The organism is Vibrio sp. 10N.222.55.C7, from assembly GCF_041473335.1.
GTDB classification, from domain to species: Bacteria; Pseudomonadota; Gammaproteobacteria; order Enterobacterales; family Vibrionaceae; genus Vibrio; species Vibrio crassostreae_C.
Genome location: NZ_JBFRSC010000056.1, coordinates 1 through 21812, shown reverse-complemented (window position 1 = coordinate 21812; position 21812 = coordinate 1). Strand labels below are relative to the sequence as shown.

The window sequence follows — 21812 nt, the reverse complement described above, 5'->3', positions numbered from 1 at the left end:
AGGTTGTCACCTTCAATGTCTGTCGCACCAGAAAGGAGGTCAGCGTCGGTGAATACAAGAGTTCCGTCTTCCTCGATTTCAAACGTTTTATCTTCAGGAACAGGCGCGTCATTAATCGGGCGTACCGTTAAATCAATTGCGCTGCTAATCGTTTCTTGGCCGTCACTGATGTCGAAAGTAAGGTCAAGTTCACCATTAAAATCAGCTGAAGGAACAACGGTGAAAGTACCATCACCATTGTCTTGAACTGTTGCATCATCACCAACTTGAACGTTAGAAGCAACAAGCTCGTCCCCATCTACATCACTTGCGTATTCGAGTAATTGTTCTTGAGTGAATGTTATGGAGCCATCTTCATCCATGATGTAAGCCAGATCTTGTTCAGCTTCTGGCGCATCATTTTCACTTTCCACTTTGATTTTAAACGTTTCGCTTACCGTTTCAGAATCAAAGTCATCCTCTACTTCGCTAATGGTCTCTTCGTCAGAAGCTTGAACATCAACTGCAAACGTCTCTTCTACTGTTTGTGAATCTAGCTCATCACCAACTTGTTGGTCACCCGACTCTGAAGATGTCGCACTCGGCGCTGCTGAAGTACGCGCAGCTTGGCCTTGTTCTTCATTACCTTCAGCGTCTACACCACCTGTCGCAGCCTCTGCGATATCACCACCTACAGCTTGTGCGCCCGCTCCAGCACCGCCACCACTGCCAGCAGCGTTATCCGAGCCAGCTTCAGAAGCGGCTCCACCAACTACATTGGATTGTGCAGCGTCTGAATCTCCATCACTTTCTGGCGTCTCTTCTTGCACAGCCGCACCAGAAGCAGAGGCATCTTCAGCATTACCTGCACCACTCGGATTTTCGTCTAAAGCCTGGTTAACTTCGTCTGCCGCATCCGCATTTTCAGCACCCGTCGCTATTGTCGACGCAATCGTGTTTTGTTGATTTTGTTGATTCTGCTGTTGGGAGGGCGTACCCGCGTCGTTCGTGTCCGTTTGTTCTACCGCGTCATTTAGATCTTCATTTTGGTTGTTTTGGTTGTTTTGGTTATTTTCGCCTGCCATTACAGCCTCCGTTGCTACTAGCTAACTGATCGTATTTATAGAGGCATTAAAGGACATCATTTTGAAAAACCAATTTTTTTATACAACATTTTTCATAATTTCTTTTTAAAGAGAAAGAATCAAAAAAAATTTGAAAACTGCCTTTAAAGATCCTTAGTTATTGTGATTAAAGCAATTAAGGCAGTGGAGCGATGATAGACATGACGAATTTGTTGCGCTCGGTCGACAACAACCACAAAGGGCTGCAATTGCTATTAGGCGACTTTTACAATGACTTTTCTGACGCAGCCCTAAATATAGAAGCGCTTCATAACGGTAATCATTTTGATGAACTCAATAGTTACTCAAAACGATTGAAGACCATCTTAACGTTGCTTTGCGACCAAGACCTTCCGCCAAAAATGGCCAAATTGGAACACTTGAGTAGACACGAGTTTCCTGCGCCGGAAGATCTAATAGAGGATGTAAAAACTGAATTGCACAACGTCAATCGACAAATCAACCACTTGTTGGATATTAAGGAAGTAATAGATGGCAAGTAACCGAGGTCAGTCATGAGCAATAACCAAATAGAACATCACCTCAGAAAAGCACTCGTTTCCAATAACGAGGCTTCTAAGGTCACAGCTGATGACACTATTGTGCTTGCTAGTGCCATGACCAGCGTTCACAAAACGTTGCTCATTATATTCTTGCTCGCTTTGGTCGCTATTGCGGTGGCGTCACAAGCACGTATCGATATTGTTGTTTCTGTACGTGGCGAACTGCTATTGGAATCGGATGTTGAGAAAGTTCAGCATTTAGAAGGCGGGATATTAGAAGAATTGTTAGTCAGAAAAGGGGAAGTCGTTTATGAGGGCCAACCTATCGCTCGAATACGCTCACTTGACCGTAACACTCAACTTGATACCGTCAATACTGAAATTATTCAGATAGAGCTCGATAAGATTCGTTATGAAAGCTTACGCGACATGATAGAGCCTAACTTCGACGCTTTCATTGAGAAATACCCTGAGCAAGTTCAGGTCAACATGAATACCTGGAGACAAGAATTCTCTAAAAACCGTTCAAATGAAGAACTCATTACACACGATATTAAGCACAAGAACTCGTTGATCAGTTCAATGTTAAAGCGTCGCAAAAGTTCAGAGAATCAACTCTCTCTGATACGTAAGCAGCTCAACATCAAAAACACCCTCTATAAAGAAGAGATGGCGTCTTATGTCGACGTTCTTAACATGAAAGTACAAGAGTCGAATATGGTGCGTGAGATTGAGAACCTTGACGAATCTGTGATGAATGAGCGTTTCCAACTCGACAAACTGGAAAAGCAACACCGTGACTTGGTTGAGAATCGAAACTCTGAGTACCAAGCACAAATCATTCAAGCGAACAAAGACCTCAAGCTAAAGCGAATCTTACAACCGCAGCATTCCGACAAGGTTGATCGCCTAGTCGTCTACTCGCCAGTCGATGGTGTGGTCGATAAACTTCACTTCAATTTCCGTTCTGCTGTGATTCCGCCAGGAGAAAGTATCGCCGATATTGCTCCAATAAATAATTCGTTACACGGTGAAGCGAAGATCCCACGTAAAGACATGGGATTTGTCGAAATTGGTCAGGCAGTGAAAGTAAAAATGGATACCTATAACTTTGCAAAATACGGGTTTGTTGAGGGAACCATCGCCTCAATCAGCCGTTCATCATACGAAGAAGAAGACGCTGAATTCTATTTAGCTGAGATTGAAATTGACCGAAACTTTCTTGAACGAGGAGGCACTCAATACAAGTTATCACCTTACATGGAGTTTACCGCTGATGTGAAAACAGGCTCGCGTCGCGTGATCGAATACGCTGCGAAACCGGTGATGTCAGCCATCGAGGATGCTTTCGATGAGAGATAATCAATGAGCGGTAAACCTTCGTACAATATTTCCATACCCGCCCTACGTCTAAGCATACTATTTAGCGTGGTATTGGCTGCGCTCGCTTTCTATTTATACTTTTCTTGGTCAAAAATAGATTCAGTCGCACAAGTGCAAAGCGCCCCACTGCTCATACAAGCCCAGAAGCTTAATCAGACCATAGAACAAGATATTCAAACTCTGCAACAGTGTTTAAGTACCAACACTTGCGGCACTAACGAATTCAACCTGGTTAACTTGAAGCTTGAAATTGATGAATTTCGCTCTTTAGCCTCGTTGAACAAAACCGAGTTCAGCTTGGTTGGGGCAACTGAATACACACAACTGGAATTGGCGATTAATCGTTTCTCCGATAGCGCAAAAACACGTAACGACGTATTAGGCTTGTACCTTTCATTGACCAATAACTATCTGCAGATGGACGACAACTATCGCACCATGTTTAACAACCATGCAAATGACTTAATGTCAGAAAAAAACGAGTTCTTTATCTGGTTGTTTATGGTGGTCGTGATATTGGCTGTGATTACGATTCTATCCAACTCAGTTGCTATGTTGAAGCTAAAGAAATCCAGTTCTAACGAACGCGAAATCGACTATGAATTCGATGCCCTGTATCAAGAGCTGAAGCAGCTAGATTTACAACGTCTTGAAGAGCTTCTTAATGAAGTTAGCATCAACCCCAAGCAGCGTCAGATTTACTCTCATCTCAAACTTATTTTCAGTAAATTAGAAGACCAAAAGCGCAATAACGATCTCTACAAACAGTTGTATGCGCTGATCGGTTATGAGATTCGCGGAATTACAAACACCATCAACGGTGGTGTCCAATATCTGGTTCAAGAAACCGATGAAAGCGGCGTGTTGATGGCGAACGATATTACCTCTGCGTGTAGCACACTATCTGAGTTAGCAGAAAACTATAATCGCTTGATATCACAGGGTACGGAAAGCAAGTCGAAAGAGTTCTCTTTACTGAGCGTGTTATCTGAATTAATGATTCATATCAGTGCCAAAGTACAACGTAATGAAAGCCAACTTGACTGTTTTATCTCTGACAACTTACCGAATCGTGTTGCAGGCCAATCCACCAGCTTATTCTGGATACTGTTCCTTCAACTTTCTAACGCTATTCAACTCAAATCAAATAAGAAACTGTTTGTAACGATTGAATCGGGTGCGGCTTCAGACATGGAAAATACCCGTGTCACCATCAACCTCAACTTCTTATCAACACTGGATGTTTCTGTTGCCAAGCTCAACAAACTCCATTGGAGCGCACACAAAGACCATACAGCCAGCACAGATGACTTAGCGAAAAGCGTTCTGAAGGATTACGGATATTACGAGAGCCACTGGTTCCAGTCAGGGGCTCAGGAACGTTTTCAGATCGAGCTTGATCTTAAGGCTAAGAACTTCCACACAGAGAAAACTCGCTTTGATGGCAAGCGTTTACTCTTGTGTGCTAATACTCAAGTTCGCATCGATGTGATGAAGAAAATGCTCAGTAACTTGGGGCTTGATATCACCGAGATTCGCACTGCAAATGAGCTTTTCTCAGCGGCGAAAACGTTCGGTGATTACGATGCGATTATGCTCACCGATACCTTTGAACCCAACAAACTGCCCTCACTAAGTAAGACTGTGAAATCTCAGCTTAAGAACCACCCAAATACCAAGTTACTGTTGTCAGTGACCAACACTCAGCAAGCACAAGAGTGTCATAGCTTCGTCGACAAAATCATCAACGCCCCTGCTATCCCTTATGAGTTCATTCCAAACCTACTCACCATTATGGAAGCGGAAGCATCGGAAGAACAGATGGAAAACAGCTCATTCCTTATCGTAGAGGATGACCGAGTTCAACAAATTTTACTGAAACGAATCTTGACCAAACAAGAATATGAACCAGACATGGTTGGCGATGGCGCCGATGCCGTGAAGCACTTTATGAACAAGCGTTCTGACATCATCTTCATGGATTGCATCATGCCGGGTATGGGTGGCATCGAAGCCACAAAACGCATTCGCCAATTCGAACAAGAAAACGAGAAAAACCCTTGTACCATCATAGGTGCAACCGCATTGACCAGCAGTAACGAACACCAGGCTTGTATTGAGGCCGGAATGGATTACGTAATCAGCAAACCTTATAAAAGCGACCAAATCATCAAGGTGATCAACAAGTATGTGGCGGTACAAAAACTTAACTAGCAGCATCATAGCTGCGCTTACATTAAGCACGACACCTTCAGCATCGGCGACTACCCTGCTTGAGGCGGTAGAACTCGGTCTGCAGAACAGCCTTTCTCTTCGAGCGAGTGATAAAGGGGTCGAAGAGAACGAGTACAACATTGGTATCAGCCGCTCAAAATTTCTTCCTTCCCTCAATGGTGCTGCCGATACCACATGGAATGAAAATGAAACCTTGCTATCAAGTGTGCCTGATGAAACTTCAAGCTATAACTCGAACAGCTACAGCCTTTCCCTTTCTCAATCGATCTTCAATCTGGGCGATATTTTCAAATATGGGACGGCAAAGCTCGACTTCAACATTGAAGAGATTAAACACGAGAACAAAATCCAAAGCACTATTTCAGAAATCGGCTCTCAATACTTTGAGTATTTGAAAAACAACGCACAAATTAAAGCGACCAAGGTAGAGCTTAAGTCGTCTGAGACGCGTGAACATCAAATGCGACGCAATGTGGAACTCGGCAATACAGCCGCCAGTGAGCTTTACGAAGTGATTGCTCAGAAAGAAGGTGTGTCGAATCGATTGAGAACCTTGCAGAAAGACCGTCGCGTCATTCTCAACGGGCTATCGATTCAGATTCAATACCCTATCACTCCGTCTCAAGATATCTACGAAAGTGTGCCTTTAAAAGAGATAAACGAAACCGAACAACGATCAATCATGGATCAAGCGTTAAAGCTCAACAACGACTTGTTAGTGGCTAAGAAAAACGTCGAGAGAAGCCGCAGAAGCTTAAAAGAGAGCGGTTCGAACTTCTTACCGACCGTATCGCTTTCAGCCAGCTATCGACACGATGACGCCAATAACTTCGACAAAACCGACATTACAGCGACAGGCGAAAGTAACTCAACCAGTGTTGGGTTAAACCTTGCGGTGCCTATCTTGTCCGGTGGCTCTGATTACTATGGCTATCAAAAATCATCGACTGCCATCGAACGTACTGAACTGCTTTACCAAGACTCGCTTTACACCACACGTAACAGCGTGACTACCTCCGTGCTCAACATTAACGATTTCTCGCAATCTATAAGCAGTTACGAAAACATCATTCGCGCCAACTACGCGTCTTATAAAGGGATCCAAAGAGCCTACCAATTAGGCACGCGTACCATCACCGACTTGCTGGCGGCGGAAAGTAAGCTGTTCAGCGCGTTAAGAGACTATGAAAGCGCAAGATACGACTACATCATCGAGACCATCAAGCTTGAGCAAATTAAGGGAATACTCTCAATTCAATCTATCGAAAGCGTGATGCAATTAATGAGTGATATTGAAGGTCGCGACAATCAAGATTTGGTGCCAAAACATCTTCTCTCAACGGAGTCATTGAGAAAAGGAGGTCGCAATGCAAACTGAGCAGTTTTCGCAAAAGATCAACATGGCAGATAAGTGTTATCTGACTTTCTCAACGATAATATCGACCCTGTTTGGTTTGGTACTGCCCTTCTCTATTCTGATCATTTTTGACCGAGTGTTACCCAACCAAGCACAAGATACGCTGTTCTTATTGTTCGCGATTATTTTGATTTCCATCTTCCTCGACTACCACTTAAAAAGTCAGGAAGAGAAGATATCTTCCGTTATCATGAGGCAGTTTGAAACCAACCTAACCAACAAGGTATTCCAATCCATCTGTTTGGCGGAAATATCTAAATTCCGTCGTTTGGAACCAGGCGAATACCTAGAACGAATCTCAACCATTCCTGAACTTAAGACCTTCTTTGGTGGAGAATCGGTTCGAGCGCTTATCAACCTTGCTGTTAGCGTGATTACTATACTTATCATCGGTCTCATCAACATATGGGCTGGTATCACCCTTCTAATTGCCTCGGCTGTCTTAGCGATTTTCGCTTGGAGTCTTTCCAAACAGAAAATTGGTAGCTTGCAGAATAAGTCAGACATCGAAGGGTTAACTACCTCCAAAATCATTGAGATCATCTCTAGCCCGCTTGATATTAAAGCGCGAAACATGGAGTACCGCGTTGAAAGCCTGATGACACAAATGGTCGAAGAGCGTGAAGTGGAGAACATCAAATATGAGCAAATCGAGTCGAACTTTGGCTTGATTTTGGCGCTCATCCAACAGCTATCCATTGCTTGCGTTGTTGTGGTCTTGGCGACTGCCGTAATCAATATGGAATCGAGTCAAGGCATCATGGCCGCGATCATCATGCTAACCAACCGTTACTTTGCGCCATATCAACAGGTAATGAGAACCGCGAGCCGCTGGGAGTTAAACAAACTCCACATCCAACGTATCGCTGACCTCCTTGAATTGGCCGCCTCTGTTGAACACCAACATGAAACAACAGAAGTTGAACGTATTTCGGTTAAGTATTCTGAAAAGCAGCGTATCGAGTTCGAACTCGGACAAGCCTATTTGCTGACAGGGAAAAGTGGTTCAGGTAAGACCCACCTCGCTAACTGTATTACGCGTCAGAACAGTGATAGCAAACTCGATATCATGATTAACGACACGCCTTTGGATGACGTCAATTACAACGTTTGGCGTAACAGTGTTCTGATGGTTGATAAGACCAGTTCGTTCGTAGAAGGGACGATTATCGATAACCTGACCTGTTTCCGACCAAGCTTGAATAACACGGCGTTTGCACTGTGTGAAACCATGAACATCAAAGCGCAAATTGATGGGCTTCCTGCCGGGTTTTATACAGAACTCAAAGGCCATATGCGTAACCCATTCTCTCGCCAAGTTGGCTACGCCTTATTATTAGTTCGTGCCCTGCTCGCCAGTAAGCGTGTATTGATATTCGATGACATCGATTGTGTCTTTGATGAGGAATTTGCGAGAGTCGTTCTCACCAGTACGGCTTATCGCGCCAATGACAAAATATTGATCATCGCCAGCAATAAAATGGACAAACTTAATCACCGCCTCAAACGCGTAAAACTTACCGGAGGTGACCAATGAGTATCCTAGTTGACTTCAATAATGTGCCGCAACGTGTCTTGGATTTTGAATCTAGTGGATACGACGAACGTTACAGTCAATCGCCACTTATTCGTGGTTTGGCCTACACCCTGATAGCACTCGAATGGGAAGGCACACCCGCAATACTCAGCGATGCTTTTATTCCAAAACCCAAAGATGGCGACAGCTTTACAGCAACCATCGAGCGCCTTGGATATCGCTGTGATGTTACTAAACTAAAGACACTCGAGAATATCGATAAGCACCCTCAGCCATGCTTTATTGAAATAGAGAATCTAAGTGCGATTTTCTTAGGCACCAAAGATGGAAAGTTGCTGCTGTTTGATTACACGAACAACAACACCATTGAATACCCAATGTGCAAAAAGCCCTGTTTGCTGATTGCGATTAGCGAATATTCTCGTCTGTTCCGCGAGCCACCTCCGGAATCGCAAGACAGAAGCAATTGGATTAAATACGCTTTCTATCGTTATAACAATGAACTTAAAAGCCTGATCATTCTGAGCTTCGTCATCAGTATTCTCGGTGCATTGCAGCCATTCTTTATTATGAGTGTATATAACTTCGCACTGACTTCGAGCTCCGAAGCCACACTCTATTGGTTAACCTTATTCGCCATTATTGTTGGCTTCTCGGAGTATTTCTTTAAAAAGATGCGGGTAAATATCATTGCCACGTCCGGTAAAGATCTCGCCGTGCACATCTCGCAAGCCGTTATATCTAAGCTGCTGTGGCTACCTTATGCGATGACATCTACAGCTGGGGTCTCTTCTCAGTTAGCGCGTTTGAAAGATATCGATACCTTCCGACGCTTGGTGACCGCAGAATCAACGCTTAGCTATTTTGATATGCCGTTTGTGATTGTATTTATCATCGCCATTGCTCTGATGTCTGGTACAGCGGCATTGGTGGTGATGGGCGGCTTAATACTGATGTTAGTGTTCTGTATTTACTCGCGCTATATCTACTCGCAAGCCACATCCAAAAGTTCGCGTGCCAATGCGATGGTTTCGTATCAATGGAATGAAATTCTTCGTGGTATCAAGACTATCCAAGGCCTGCCTTTACTTCGTGTCGTTCAATCTCGATTCAGCGCATCGCATATGCAAAGCACCAGCGATGCAGAGAACGTTGCCGTAACGAACAGTAAGATTCAGGCCGCTGGCGGCAGTTTGATCCAAGTGATTGGCACAGCAAGTATCGTGACTGCAGTTATTGGCGTGATGGAAGGTACTTCTGATGCGGGTGCCATGCTCGCGACCGTTATTCTGGTTTGGAAAGCGTTAGGCCCAATCATGGGTATCTATAACTCAATTTCCAAGTTCCAGTCGATCAAAGCTTCGTCCGCACAGATCAACAATTTAATGTCGATGAATGACGACAAATTAACCTTAGAGAAAAGCCCGCCTATTCGCCTGTTCCAAGGCAGCATCGTGGGCAGCGGTGTCAGTCACCGATACGCGGGAGCAGCAACCGGCTTAACTAACTTGGGGTTCAAAATCCCACCCAGTGCAAAAGTGGTCATTTGTGGCCCAACGGGCTGCGGCAAAACCACCTTAATTTCAATCATTGCCGGGTTAGAAGACCGCTATCAAGGCGCAGTCTCTGTCGATGGTTACAACATTAAACAGTTCAATAGCTACCGTTATCGCACCTCGATTAACTACATCCCTTTTAATTTGCATATTTTTGAAGGCTCACTCGAGACCAACTTCATTCTACACAACGGGCTGATTCCAACAGACAAGATGCAAGAGATGGTGAGCTTCTTCGAGTTAGATGAATGGCTTCCGGAAGGCTTAGCTACTCAGTTAAGCGTGGATAAATGCAAAAGTCTCCCGAATGGAATTCAACAAAAATTGCGTCTGGCACTCGGCTTAGGTAACTGTGAGCAATCTCTGATTATTATTGATGAGCCATTCAATGGTGCAGAAAATGAAAATGCGCAGTACTTTAACCGTTTGTTCAGCGATAAGTTGCTGAATAAAACAGTCATTTTTTCGACCAACGACCCTGGTTTGATCGCAACATCAAACATGAGTTTAGTGTTAGAGCCGGATGGAAATTTGAAATATTTTGGCTTAACAGACAAATACTTAAACAGCTTAAGCTAAAACCTCAACGCTTAATCACAATTCGCTATTTAGGGAAATAGATATAATTGACAAATTCATAAGCGAGAGGGATGATTCGCCCCAATACCACAGGTAACAAGGAAGAATATGTACACATTCGTTGCAGACAAGCTTGATGTAGCTTACTTATCCGCAATTCCTGAAAACCACCAACTTCAGGAGTGCGATGTACCTGAAGAAGAGATGGAGCTTCGAGAGATCGTTGAGGTTTGGTATGAGTCTGCCTTCCTACCCGCTTTCAATCTTCAGAAAATAGACATTGAGAACAAAGCAGAGCTCACCATCGTACAAATGCACGTATTCAGCAATGATACGAGCACACTCGCCTTCCTACTAAAAAACAGAGTGTATCGCGCCGCACTTAACAGAATGCTCGGTATTTGGACATTAGAACCCTCTGCAAAAACCGTATTAGAGCAACTTCTTTTCGAATTAAGCCTCGATAACAATCGTCCTCATTAGTAAGCTTTTTAAGTGATTCATCAATAAGCATAAAATTAAACAAACTGCCAAACGCTATAAATTACTAATAAAAGAACGAATTTCAACATAAGCTCTGGAATCACAAGAACTTATACCTCTCCCACACTTACGTAAAATTTACCGTTTCAAAGTTTCCATATCGGCATTTTTATTCTACTGTTTTTATATAACGACAGTTGGATGGATCCTTATATGGCGATTACGGTTTGGAATAACCTTTCAGTCAAACATAAACTCTTTGGCTTAGTTCTACTTCCCATTTCATTATTACTCTTCCTAGCAGGTAGACAGGCTTATATATTAACGACTCAGTTAACCGATTTTGAACGAACCAATCAGTTATCTGTCTATCTTCAAGATATTTCTATTTTGTATAGAAGTACCTTAGCCTCTAGCCCTGAAGAGTTTGCTACTCAAAGCAACCAAGTAAAGGCAGAACTTAAAAACCTGTCTCCCATCATTTTTTTAGACGCATCTGATGAAATGAATCAACTTGTTGCCGATTTCAGCGAAGCGACCTTATCGACGATGCAAGTGACTGACACTTACGATAAATTGGATGCCCTCGAATGGCAGAGCGATTTATACAAGCAACTGTTACTTGAAGTAGAGAAAGTCCCTTTTGAAAACACTAAACGTGAAATTCAACAGCACCTCACTGCCCTTAAACAACTTGAGTGGTTGATGTTTTGGTCGAACGAAGAGTTCAAGCTTGGTAGTTCACTGATTGAGATCTTCCAAATCAGCCAAGAGTACGACCCAGAACTCGCCGAACAGATCAAAACCTTGAGTGAAAGACAGCAATTGTTCTTAGAGCGCTTTGTTTCATTGAACGCCAACGAACATCAAGTTTCTTTGATGGTTGAAGTGTTTCGAAATGATGTGTTTGCTCAAAGCCAAGAGATAAGAAGCGCGCTACTCGACCTAAATACAATCAGCCAACTGACGCCACAAGAAGTGTCTGTCGGCTTAGAAGCGATGAGCGCACGGCTCAACTTATTACAAAGCCTTGGCGGCGTAATCAAGCAAGAGTTTCAACAAGAAGTTGAGCAAGCCATCTATGACGCGCAAATACAACGAACCCTGTTTATTTCAATCGTCGCTTTGCTGGCAGCGATTGTTATGGGTTTAACTCTTAGCTTGGCGAGACAAGTCACTAACAACCTTAATTTGGTGTTAGCTTTCTTAAAAAGCGAAAATGATGACACGCGCCCTTCTTTAGATAAATTAATCCAAGGTAAAGATGAACTCAGTCTGTTTGCTCAGCAAGTTGAACGATTGACCATCGAACGAGAGCTCGCGAAAGAGAGATTGACGGTAGCAAAAGAAGACGCAGAGAGAGCCAAAGAGGATGCCGAACACGCGAAAGACCACGCAATACAAGCCAGCAAAGCAAAAAGTAGCTTCTTGGCCAACATGTCTCATGAAATTCGCACCCCGCTCAATGGTGTTATTGGTATTTCGGAAATCCTCGCAGATACGCCGCTTACACCGACACAACGTGACTATGTTGATACGATCGAAACTTCATCCCAACTGCTCCTTAGCTTAATCAACGATATCTTAGACTTCTCTAAAATTGAGTCTGGCATGCTATTAATCAGCCCGCATTCTGCATCGATTAGAGAGTCGATATACGACATCGCCTCTATTGTGGCACCAAAAGCGAAAGAACAAAGAATATCGATTAACGTTGATATCAGCCCAGATACACCAGCACGCGTGATGATAGACGATCACCGTTTAAGACAGATCTTGATGAACTTTATGTCGAATGCGGTGAAGTTTACGGCTGAAGGTGGCGTCACATTATCAATCCAAACGCTCGAACAATCTGACGATAATGTCACCATTCGATTTGCCGTTCGCGACACAGGTATTGGTATCGATTCAAAGCAACAAAAACAAATATTTGAACCCTTCGCTCAAGAGGATGATTCAACAACCAGACAATTCGGTGGTACCGGTCTTGGCCTAGCCATCAGTACACAGTTGGTAGAGCTGATGGGTGGTCAAATTCAACTCGACTCCGTCAAAGGTGAAGGAAGCTGTTTCTACTTCGACTTGGTATTGCCTGTTGACTTGATACTGCCAAAACCAAGTACAGCAACGGCTGATATTTATGTGCTGGGTAACGAAAACATGCTCTCCGAGCGAATAGAGTCCGACCTTAACCTTTATGGTTTGAAGGTTACCGATAAAACGAATGATATAACGGCAATTACAGAGCAGCTCTCCACTCAAAAACACACTAAACCTATTACTGTTGTTTTCGCCGAAGATGACGCATTCCTAGCTAATACCCACGCAGATAACTTAGAAAAGCTGCACCAAAACGGCATCACTATCTGTTTGATACGTTCCTTCTTAAGTGAGCCAGCGGATCTTGGTGACAGCGTTACTGCACAAGTCGCACAGCCCCTACTCGGCTTGCGTTTAATTAAAGCTATTGAGCTTTGTGATACACGAGGTTTAGCGGAACTATCAGAAGCAAGCCAGACATCAGTCGAGATCCAACACAAAATCCTCATCGTTGAAGACAACAAGATCAACCAAAAAATTGCTGGTCTTCATGTCGGTAAAAGTGGTTTTGAATTCGAGTTCGCTAATAATGGTCAAGAAGCTGTGGACATGTTCACCGCTAATCCTCATTACGCGGCGATACTCATGGACTGCATGATGCCGGTTATGGATGGCTTTGATGCAACAAGCAACATCCGAAGAATTGAAAAAGAAACAGAAGCGACGCGACGCATCCCTATCATTGCATTGACCGCCAGTGTCATCGATGACGATATTCAGAGGTGTTTCGACGTTGGTATGGATGACTATGTACCAAAACCATTCAAGTTCGAAATGCTTAAAGAGAAAGTACTCACCGCGGTAGAAGCTATGCCACTACCAGCTTCCTATAAAGCTCAACCTAAGAAACAACCTGCAACTGTCACTCCAATTATCAACGGGGCTGCGACCAAACGTACTTTGCCTGAAGAAGCGGAACAAAACGCAATTCCGAGCAAATCAGAGAGAATCTTGCTAGTCGAAGACAACCGCGTCAATCAAAAAGTAGCTTCTATCATGCTGAAGAAGGCCGGATATGCCTTTGAAATTGCAGACAACGGACAAATTGCCGTTGATATGTACCAGAACGACAGTAGCTTCGACATTATTTTGATGGATTGCATGATGCCTGTTATGGACGGTTTCACGGCAACTAAGGAGATTCGAGAACACGAGAAAAACCAAGGCTTAAGCAAAACTCCTATTATCGCGTTAACCGCCAGTGTTATCGATGATGATATTCAAAAGTGCTTTGATTCCGGAATGGATGGATACGTAGCGAAGCCCGTAAGAAAAGAAAAGCTATTCCATCAAATAGAAAGTGCGACTTGTTAGGAGATACCTCATGGATTGGATTAGAACAATAAAAACACTTCCCCGCAGAGTCATGTTGCCAGTCGCGGTAGGGCTATTAGGAAGCTTGCTTTTTCTAAGCCCTGCTCACGCCGCTGAAGATTATGCCATATTTTCTTTAGACTCCGGATTTGAAGAGATATCAATAAACAAAGCGCGAAAGCTCTATAGAGGGAAAACTAAGCACCTCAATGGCAAACGTGTTGAACTGTCTGATTGGCCTGAGAACAGTGCCGAAAGAGAGGACTTTTATCAGCTTTTGCTTGGAAAAAATGCCGCTCAAATGAATGCACACTGGGCTGGTTTATCTTTTTCAGGAAAAGCGCGTTATCCAAGAGAAATCAAAACGGCGTCAACCGACAGCTTAGTCGACTGGCTTGATGACAAACCAAACCGTATTGGTTACTCCCCACTCTCTTCGGTTCCTCAAAATGCCAACGTTCTCTACGTTATAAGTTCGGAGAAATAATATGAAAAAAATAATTACGTCAGTGCTATGTGCTTCGATTGCCTCTCCGGCTTTTGCGAACATCGAACTTACCGATAATTTATCCCTGAGCGGCTTTGGCTCAACGTCTTGGGCAACATCGGATAACGATAATCCACTCATCATCAACCACGGTTTTACTGATGAGAGCTGTTACGACTGTGATACCACATTTGGTGTTCAACTCGATTACTTCTACAACTCATTCAAAGCTTCCGTGCAAGTTGTCAAGCCACCCCAATATGATTGGAGTGAACCGCAGCTAGAGTGGGCTTACTTAGGCTATGAATTTAATGACTTTGATGTAAGTATTGGACGCTTGAGGCTGCCACTGTTCCTTGCCTCTGAGTACTACTATGTAGGCCAAGCCTATATGACCGCGAGGCCACCTACAGAGGTGTATAACAGCGTTCTCGGAATCACAGCTTTCAATGGCATAAAAGTGAGCTGGACTCACGATGTCAGTGACGAAGCTACTCTTTTACTTACTCCGTTTATCGGCATAAAAGATAAAAATGACGTAGATTTCAACTCGACTACAAAACTGGAATTTGAAACCAACCGAATGTTCGGTGCCAATCTTCAATTGAGCGGTGAAAACTATCGTTGGAACTTGTCATTCCTCGACTCCAATTTTGATCAAACCGTTTCTGGCACGATTACAATCCCTGGGACTTCGATAACAGCTCCATTCAGTAGCAAACAAGACAACCAACACATTCAACTTTGGTCATTAGGAGCAGAATACGAACTGGGTCAATTTGTTTTGACAAGTGAAGGACAGATCAGTGACATCTCGTCCTCGATGTACGCTAGTTTGGGCTACAGACTAGATTTATTCACTCCATACGTCGTTTACGGAGCAGAGTTTGATTCTCACGAACACCTAACAGGAAACAGCTACCTAATTGGTGTGGATTACGATGTGTTACCTAACGTCTCCATCAATGGCGAAGTGCAATATTTTGAGGCTCGTAAAGCAAACGGTGCCTTTGTTGAGAATTTCAACGCACTTACTGGTTTTGATGACAAAGATGCCGTCCTTTATACCATCATGTTGAGTTTCGTCTTCTAACCCAAATCCTTTTCCAATTACGCCAGACGAAACTGGCGAAGAGTTTATGGTAAGTGCAACGAATCCATATGTAAGCAGCACTGGGTATTCGGTACTCAAGCAAGGCGGTAATGCAGTCGATGCAATGGTGGCGATGCAGATGACAATGTCGGTGGTTGAACCGGATATGACTGGGATTGGCGGCGGTACTTTTGCGCTGTTTTACCAAAAAGACAAAGACCAAGATTGATCGCACCAAACCTTACGACCCAACGGGTTTGCTCGTCGAAAAGAAAACCTACGCCGAAATGTTAGTACCAGAGTTCATGCAGCTCGGTTATCCGGTGCATGTCATTCCAGTCGTCAGTGGCTTGAATGCCATTGAAGTCAAAGATGGCAAGATCTATGGCGCGACCGACAGACGCCGTGCATCAAGCTCTATGGGTGAATAATAAAACGAAATGGGCAAGTAACAGGCTTGCCCTTATTTTGTCTTTAGTTGCTTGAACCTCGTCTAAGCAGTTCATGGATGCGAAAAAGCCAGTCGAACGTGTCGACTGGCTTTTCATTATAGGCTTCGCTAATTACTCATTAGGATATTATGAGCTTGGCGCTACTCGTTTATCTTTCAACTGATCAATAACATAGTCAGGAGCTACTTTACCTAGCTCACCTAAGCAATCATCGGTCTTTTCATTTCCGTAGCGCACATAGATATCGCATACCGCGTATAGCTGCTCTGGAGAACCAGAGATCAAATATGCTTTCTCGAACGATTTAGTCGACTTGTCGATATCCAACTCTTCTTGTAATACCCCATTTAGGTACCAGTAGTAGCTGTTATCTTTCGCTAGCTTCGCAGCCACTTCAATCTCTTTGGCTGCCGCAGTTTTGTCTTCAAGGCGAACCAGAGTCAACGATTTCGAATAATGCAGAGCGGCGTTGTTTGGCACGCTCTCCAAACCACGATCTAATACTTCGACTGCTTGCTTATCTTTGTTCTGAGCTCGAAAATTATCTGCGTAGCTCAACCAAACTTGCGCTTCTTTTGGATGCGTATTGATCAGCTCTAGATAAACCGTTTCCGCCTTATCCCAGTCATTGTGCCAACGAAGCACATCAGCAAACAGTAATTGGTACTTTTCAGATTCTTGCGTTTCCAAGAAGCTAATAAGCTCTATGACTGGTGGTTCAATTTGTGCTTTCTGCTCGTCATCCAATGCATTGAAGTCACGGACTAGGTTTGACGTTGCCGTATGGCGAACCATGGTATCGCTGTCTTTTAGCAAGGGTGAAACTAACGCCCAGCGATGTTCAAGTTGGTAAGGTTCAGAACCGATAACCGCCGCTTCACGAACTTCAGGGTTTTGATCTTTTAAGCCTCTTGCCACCGCCACCAGCGCATTTTGGCTTGGATATGAAGCAAGCTCTTGCACTGCACCAGTACGATTTTCAACAGATTGATTCTGATCTTGTGCCATGTAAGACAACTGTTGAATGCGGGTTTGAGTGTCCGTCATTTCAAGCACTTGATTGATATTTTGTGCTGGCGCGTCAACCGTTTGTTGAACGCTATTCGCAGCCATCGCAGACGTTGAAATTAATGCGGACGTTGAAATCAATAAAGCAACAGCCGTCGCTAAACTCTTCTTCATCATAGTATTACCTTAAACTGGAGAACTTAGCCTGTCCTTAGACTCGTATCTGATTAAATTTATCTTGGACCTGTTGATCCAAAGAACGAGTTAAAACTTGGTCTCGAACGTAGCTTGTTGCGCCTGTTTTTCTCGATGCGCCATCAATACTGAGTCGCTGAATTTACCATGAGCAACCGGATGCCCCATCGCGCGAGCGATGTACGCCATCGACTTATCGACATGAGAAAAGAACTTATGCCAACCTGCACATAAGTAGTTCAAGCCCGGTTCGCCTGCACGAGTTTTGATAAAGCGGTTCTTAGGGCACTCACCATGACAAGCGAACTTGTAATCACACTGCTGACATTGACTGGTCAGTGTGCGGGATTTAGCAAAACCAAACTTTTGCTGTGGTGCGCTGTACGCCAAATCATCAATTTTCTCGTGATGAATATTGCCAATTTTGTACTCAGGGTAAACATAGTGGTCGCATGAGAAAACATCGCCATTTGGCTCCATTGCCAAACCCTTTCCGCATATCTCGTTCAAGGTACACAATGGGTTCGGACGCCCAATCCACGTTTCTAAACTTGCTTCGAAATATTGAACGAACACTTTTCCGATATCGTGTTTCGCCCACTCATCAAACACAGCAATCAGGAAGTTACCCCACGCCAGATCTGACACACACCATGATTCCATGATTGAATCTTTATGACCCGGGATCAGGCGCTTGTCACCCTGCTTCAATTGCTCGCTCACTTGAGAGGTTTGCGGTGCAACCGTTCGGAACGTTTTCTGTTCAACGATAGGAATAAACTGCATTTGCGGTGACTTCACCACATCACGTAAGAATCGGTACACTTCTAGTGCATTTTGACTGGTCAGGTTGTTCACGCAGGTTAACGTCGCGAATTTCACTTGGTGCTTGTGCAACAGCTCAACAGCCGCCATCACTTGTTTGAACGTACCACGACCGGCTCGGTTAGTACGGTAGGCGTTATGCAGCATCTCTGGGCCATCAATACTTAAGCCGACCAAGAAGTTATTCTTTGCTAAGAACTGTCCCCAATCGTCATTCAGTAACGTGCCATTGGTTTGTAAGTCGTTTGAAATCAATACACCTTCAGGTTGGTACTTCTTCTGTAGTTCAACCACACGTTCAAAATAGGCCAAACCAAGCATGGTAGGTTCACCACCCTGCCATGAGAAGATGATTTCTGCCGTGTTTTGACCTTCGATGTATTGTCGGATATACGTCTCTAACGTTTCATCATCCATTCTTGGAGAACTGCCTTTCTTGTACTCCAACAAATCTTGCTTACTTAGGTAGTAACAATATTTACAGTCAATGTTGCATGCTGCGCCAATCGGCTTAGCCATGACATGCAAGCGCTTAGACGCTTTACCGTTATATTGTGGACCTTGAGTAATATGCATGATTTACCTACCTATTTTAGTATTCTGGACCCATCATAATTCCTATTCGATCAGGTGACATGTTATACCCTTTATAACCAATAGGAATGACCTTAAACGTTAGAATTAGACCCTATTTCGAACATCTGAGGCACGTGATGAAATTTCTTAATTACAAACAGTTAGCAACAATTAGCAGCGTCACCATGACTATCCTTCTGAGTGGCTGTGCAAGCGTGCCTACACACCCCATCGCCCAACAAATTGACCAAGAGATGGTGTTGGTTGAAGGCGGCACATTCACCATGGGGTCGAACGGTCCAGAAGCGACCAAAGCAGAGCGTCCTGCACGTAATGTAACTGTAGATAGTTTCTATATTGCGAAGTTTGAGGTGACTCAAGAATTGTTCGAATCGGTGATGGGTTCATCTCTCAGTTATTTCCAAAACCCACAAGTTCCGGTCAATAACCTTAGTTGGCAGCAAGCAAACTATTTTGTTGAGCAGTTGAATGAATTAACGGGTGAAGAATACCGTCTGCCTACTGAAGCTGAATGGGAATTTGCAGCCAAAGGTGGCAATAAAAGTAAAGGCTATACTTACAGTGGTTCCAATAACTTAGATGATGTTGCGTGGTACTCAGCAAATTCTAAAAATAGCGCACATCCAGTCGGGCTAAAGAAACCAAATGAACTAGGCTTATATGACATGACAGGAAACGTGGGCGAGTTTGTTATCGATGCCTTCGATGACACCTTCTACCGATTCGGTCCAACAGACAACCCTAACAACGCAAAACACAGCGACGTCGGTTTATCACACAAATCGGTTCGCGGTGGCAGCTTTGCTTATGACGAAAATGAATCTGAAAGTTACCGTCGTGACTTCGCAAGCCAATCGATCACTATGTCAGATATGGGGCTGCGTTTAGTTAAGGATGTGAACTAGCTAACGAAGCGAACTAACTAAAGATGCCGAAGGTTATGGTTCACTAATCGTCACCAACAATACTAAAAATACGATTCGCACTGCACACACGTTACAAATCTGGCCAAACGTTGGAAACCTGACCAAACATTAGAACTCAGCGGCAACAGTGAATAAGGAAACTCTATGCAATACACCAAGCTTTCAGGACTAACCCTCGCGTTACTCTGCGCTCTCCCAGCTTCAGCTGAGGAAAAGCCAAATCTAGTCCTTCAAATCACGGTAGATGGCCTGCGCGCAGATCTAATCGAACGATATAAGCACAACTTCGGTGAAGGCGGTTTCCGGTACTTAATGGATGATGGTACCTACTACACCAACGCAAACTACCAACATGGCAACACGGAAACGATCGTGGGCCATGTGTCGCTTGCAACAGGTGCTCCACCGAGCGTACACGGCATGGTAGGTAACGTTTGGTATGACCGTAGCGAAGAACGTTTGGTGTATAACGTAGAAGACGGTAACTACCAAATGCTGACCTCTGGTGCAGGTGTCGATAAAGCAACAGAGATCGACCCAACGCAGAAGACAGCACAAGGCGATGGCCGCTCTCCAGAGCCAATACTCTCCACCACGTTTGGTGACGAACTGACGATTTCCAATAGTGGCAAATCAAAAGTATTCGGTGTATCAGTGAAAGACCGCGGCGCAATCTCATTGGCAGGACACAGTGGTAAAGCCTTCTGGTTCTCCAAAGCACAATCGGAGTTTGTCACCAGTAACTATTACTATGACGAGTATCCAGATTGGGTATCACGCTGGAACGAGAAAGCGATTGCTGCTCAGTATTCCAAACAGAAATGGGAGCTCTCATTACCGCGTGATAAGTACACGTTGCAAGAACACGATACCGAACACAAAGTGAAACTCGGTGACTTCCAACGCACCTTCCCTCATCCTTATGGCCCGGCAAGTTACAAGAACTACAGCACAACGCTAACCGTCAGCCCTGCTGGTGACGAAATCACGGAAAACTTCGCTAGCACCTTGTTGATGCAAGAGAAGCTTGGCCAAGGCGACGTGACCGATTATCTGTCAGTGAGTTTCTCATCAAATGACTACGTGGTGCACCTTTACGGCCCTGAAAGCCTAGAAACAGAAGACAACCTTATCCGACTTGATAAGACTCTCGCTAAGCTTTTCAAAACCGTGGATAACCAAGTCGGGCTAGAAAACACATTGATTGTGCTGTCTGCCGACCACGGTGTACCTGAATCTTCACCTGCGGCAAATGCGCTTGGTTTCAATCAAGCTCAATACTTCAATAAAGACACACTACTCTCGAGTGGTGTTGAGAAACGATTGAAGGATGAATTTGGTTTAACCAAAGACGCGATTCGCTTGTACGCACAACCTTACATCTATCTGAATCATGATCTGATCGCTGAGAAGAAGCTTGATCTGGCTAAGGTCCAAGAAGCTATTGCGGATGAAATTGCAAAAGTGAAAGGTGTTGCGTTTGCTGTATCAAGTAGTGACATTGCGGCTAACCGAGTACCGGATACGCATGTGATGCAGCTAATTAAAAACAACTACCACCCTGCTCGTTCTGGCGACGTGTACGTAGTATTTGCACCGCGCAGCTACATTAACGACATGGAAGGCCTCCAAATTGCCTCTACACATGGTTCTCCGTGGAAATACGACACTCATGTGCCTGTGATCTTTGCAGGCTACGACGTTGAAGCTAAGAAGGTATCGCGACCAGTGACGCCATATGACATTGCGCCAACGCTTTCGAACAAACTGGGTATCACCCAACCAAGCGGGTCAATCGGAGAAGTGCTGCAAGAGATCACTGAGTAGACTCAATTTCTAAGGTTTCGTGAGCTAGATTTCGAATCCAGCACCCACTCAATAAAAGAGCCGTTTATCTGTTTCTGACTCACTAGGTCGAAACAAATAAGGTTCATCGCGGATTAGCGGGAACTAAAAACAAAAACGGTAGTAAGTGATATGGTTTAGTCGCCAAACAAAAATCATACACAAACTACC

Annotated in this window: 16 protein-coding genes and 1 pseudogene; 14 read left to right on the top strand and 3 right to left on the bottom strand. The window is 44.1% G+C overall.

The window, feature by feature from the left end; translation table 11 throughout:
- Positions 1–1064: cadherin-like domain-containing protein (locus AB4482_RS19280; protein WP_372181433.1), on the bottom strand; the 1064-nt coding region annotated here is incomplete at its 3' end.
- A 191-nt stretch (positions 1065–1255) separates the two neighbouring features.
- On the opposite strand from AB4482_RS19280, the gene AB4482_RS19275 reads away from it, so the two are divergent.
- From AB4482_RS19275 to AB4482_RS19220, 12 genes and pseudogenes are all read left to right on the top strand, one after another.
- A complete protein-coding gene (locus AB4482_RS19275) occupies positions 1256–1606 on the top strand; it encodes a hypothetical protein (protein WP_017060458.1) in 351 nt (116 codons plus the stop codon).
- Positions 1607–1618: 12 nt separating this feature from the next.
- Positions 1619–2968 (top strand): HlyD family type I secretion periplasmic adaptor subunit, encoded by a 1350-nt coding sequence (locus tag AB4482_RS19270; protein ID WP_017060459.1) that lies wholly within the window; start codon positions 1619–1621, stop codon positions 2966–2968.
- A gap of 3 nt (positions 2969–2971) precedes the next feature.
- On the top strand, positions 2972–5203 hold the full coding sequence (locus AB4482_RS19265) for a response regulator (protein ID WP_372170894.1): 2232 nt from the start codon (positions 2972–2974) through the stop codon (positions 5201–5203).
- Entirely contained in the window at positions 5178–6602 is a 1425-nt protein-coding gene (locus AB4482_RS19260; protein ID WP_372170896.1) for a TolC family protein, read from the top strand. Before AB4482_RS19265 ends, AB4482_RS19260 begins: the two co-directional genes overlap by 26 nt.
- Positions 6592–8178, top strand: coding sequence for an ABC transporter transmembrane domain-containing protein (locus AB4482_RS19255; protein ID WP_052879653.1), 1587 nt, complete (start codon positions 6592–6594; stop codon positions 8176–8178). Before AB4482_RS19260 ends, AB4482_RS19255 begins: the two co-directional genes overlap by 11 nt.
- The gene (locus tag AB4482_RS19250; protein ID WP_371725558.1) at positions 8175–10313 is read left to right on the top strand and encodes an ATP-binding cassette domain-containing protein; all 2139 of its coding nucleotides are present in this window, start codon (positions 8175–8177) and stop codon (positions 10311–10313) included. The genes AB4482_RS19255 and AB4482_RS19250 overlap by 4 nt, the downstream gene beginning before the upstream one ends.
- Positions 10314–10421: 108 nt before the next feature.
- On the top strand, positions 10422–10796 hold the full coding sequence (locus AB4482_RS19245) for a hypothetical protein (protein WP_017060464.1): 375 nt from the start codon (positions 10422–10424) through the stop codon (positions 10794–10796).
- Between the two features lie 213 nt (positions 10797–11009).
- Entirely contained in the window at positions 11010–14213 is a 3204-nt protein-coding gene (locus tag AB4482_RS19240; protein WP_372181431.1) for a response regulator, read from the top strand.
- Positions 14214–14223: 10 nt separating this feature from the next.
- Complete coding sequence (locus AB4482_RS19235) at positions 14224–14700, top strand: hypothetical protein (protein WP_017060466.1); 477 nt, start codon at positions 14224–14226, stop codon at positions 14698–14700.
- A 1-nt stretch (position 14701) separates the two neighbouring features.
- Positions 14702–15793 (top strand): porin, encoded by a 1092-nt coding sequence (locus AB4482_RS19230; RefSeq protein WP_372181430.1) that lies wholly within the window; start codon positions 14702–14704, stop codon positions 15791–15793.
- Positions 15794–15839: 46 nt separating this feature from the next.
- Entirely contained in the window at positions 15840–16022 is a 183-nt protein-coding gene (locus tag AB4482_RS19225; protein WP_029222748.1) for a gamma-glutamyltransferase, read from the top strand.
- Positions 16012–16224: pseudogene (locus AB4482_RS19220) on the top strand (gamma-glutamyltransferase); the annotation flags it as partial. The gene AB4482_RS19225 and the pseudogene AB4482_RS19220, both read left to right, overlap by 11 nt.
- 147 nt (positions 16225–16371) lie before the next feature.
- Here AB4482_RS19220 and AB4482_RS19215 read toward each other — a convergent pair.
- Positions 16372–17430, bottom strand: coding sequence for a hypothetical protein (locus tag AB4482_RS19215; protein ID WP_372181428.1), 1059 nt, complete (start codon positions 17428–17430; stop codon positions 16372–16374).
- 87 nt (positions 17431–17517) lie between these two features.
- Entirely contained in the window at positions 17518–18849 is a 1332-nt protein-coding gene (locus AB4482_RS19210; RefSeq protein WP_372181426.1) for an anaerobic sulfatase maturase, read from the bottom strand.
- Positions 18850–18986: 137 nt separating this feature from the next.
- On the opposite strand from AB4482_RS19210, the gene AB4482_RS19205 reads away from it, so the two are divergent.
- Positions 18987–19775, top strand: coding sequence for an SUMF1/EgtB/PvdO family nonheme iron enzyme (locus AB4482_RS19205; protein WP_017060470.1), 789 nt, complete (start codon positions 18987–18989; stop codon positions 19773–19775).
- Positions 19776–19940: 165 nt separating this feature from the next.
- Positions 19941–21623, top strand: a complete 1683-nt coding sequence (locus AB4482_RS19200; RefSeq protein WP_372181425.1) for an alkaline phosphatase family protein — start codon at positions 19941–19943, stop codon at positions 21621–21623.
- Positions 21624–21812: the final 189 nt, after the last annotated feature.

What these genes read in the sequence shown, in the direction of transcription:
- AB4482_RS19275 (WP_017060458.1), top strand. Translation starts at nt 1,256, where the DNA reads ATGATAGACATGACGAATTTGTTGCGCTCGGTCGACAACAACCACAAA.
- AB4482_RS19270 (WP_017060459.1), top strand. Translation starts at nt 1,619, where the DNA reads ATGAGCAATAACCAAATAGAACATCACCTCAGAAAAGCACTCGTTTCC.
- AB4482_RS19265 (WP_372170894.1), top strand. Translation starts at nt 2,972, where the DNA reads ATGAGCGGTAAACCTTCGTACAATATTTCCATACCCGCCCTACGTCTA.
- AB4482_RS19260 (WP_372170896.1), top strand. Translation starts at nt 5,178, where the DNA reads ATGTGGCGGTACAAAAACTTAACTAGCAGCATCATAGCTGCGCTTACA.
- AB4482_RS19255 (WP_052879653.1), top strand. Translation starts at nt 6,592, where the DNA reads ATGCAAACTGAGCAGTTTTCGCAAAAGATCAACATGGCAGATAAGTGT.
- AB4482_RS19250 (WP_371725558.1), top strand. Translation starts at nt 8,175, where the DNA reads ATGAGTATCCTAGTTGACTTCAATAATGTGCCGCAACGTGTCTTGGAT.
- AB4482_RS19245 (WP_017060464.1), top strand. Translation starts at nt 10,422, where the DNA reads ATGTACACATTCGTTGCAGACAAGCTTGATGTAGCTTACTTATCCGCA.
- AB4482_RS19240 (WP_372181431.1), top strand. Translation starts at nt 11,010, where the DNA reads ATGGCGATTACGGTTTGGAATAACCTTTCAGTCAAACATAAACTCTTT.
- AB4482_RS19235 (WP_017060466.1), top strand. Translation starts at nt 14,224, where the DNA reads ATGGATTGGATTAGAACAATAAAAACACTTCCCCGCAGAGTCATGTTG.
- AB4482_RS19230 (WP_372181430.1), top strand. Translation starts at nt 14,702, where the DNA reads ATGAAAAAAATAATTACGTCAGTGCTATGTGCTTCGATTGCCTCTCCG.
- AB4482_RS19225 (WP_029222748.1), top strand. Translation starts at nt 15,840, where the DNA reads ATGGTAAGTGCAACGAATCCATATGTAAGCAGCACTGGGTATTCGGTA.
- AB4482_RS19215 (WP_372181428.1), bottom strand. Translation starts at nt 17,430, where the DNA reads ATGATGAAGAAGAGTTTAGCGACGGCTGTTGCTTTATTGATTTCAACG.
- AB4482_RS19210 (WP_372181426.1), bottom strand. Translation starts at nt 18,849, where the DNA reads ATGCATATTACTCAAGGTCCACAATATAACGGTAAAGCGTCTAAGCGC.
- AB4482_RS19205 (WP_017060470.1), top strand. Translation starts at nt 18,987, where the DNA reads ATGAAATTTCTTAATTACAAACAGTTAGCAACAATTAGCAGCGTCACC.
- AB4482_RS19200 (WP_372181425.1), top strand. Translation starts at nt 19,941, where the DNA reads ATGCAATACACCAAGCTTTCAGGACTAACCCTCGCGTTACTCTGCGCT.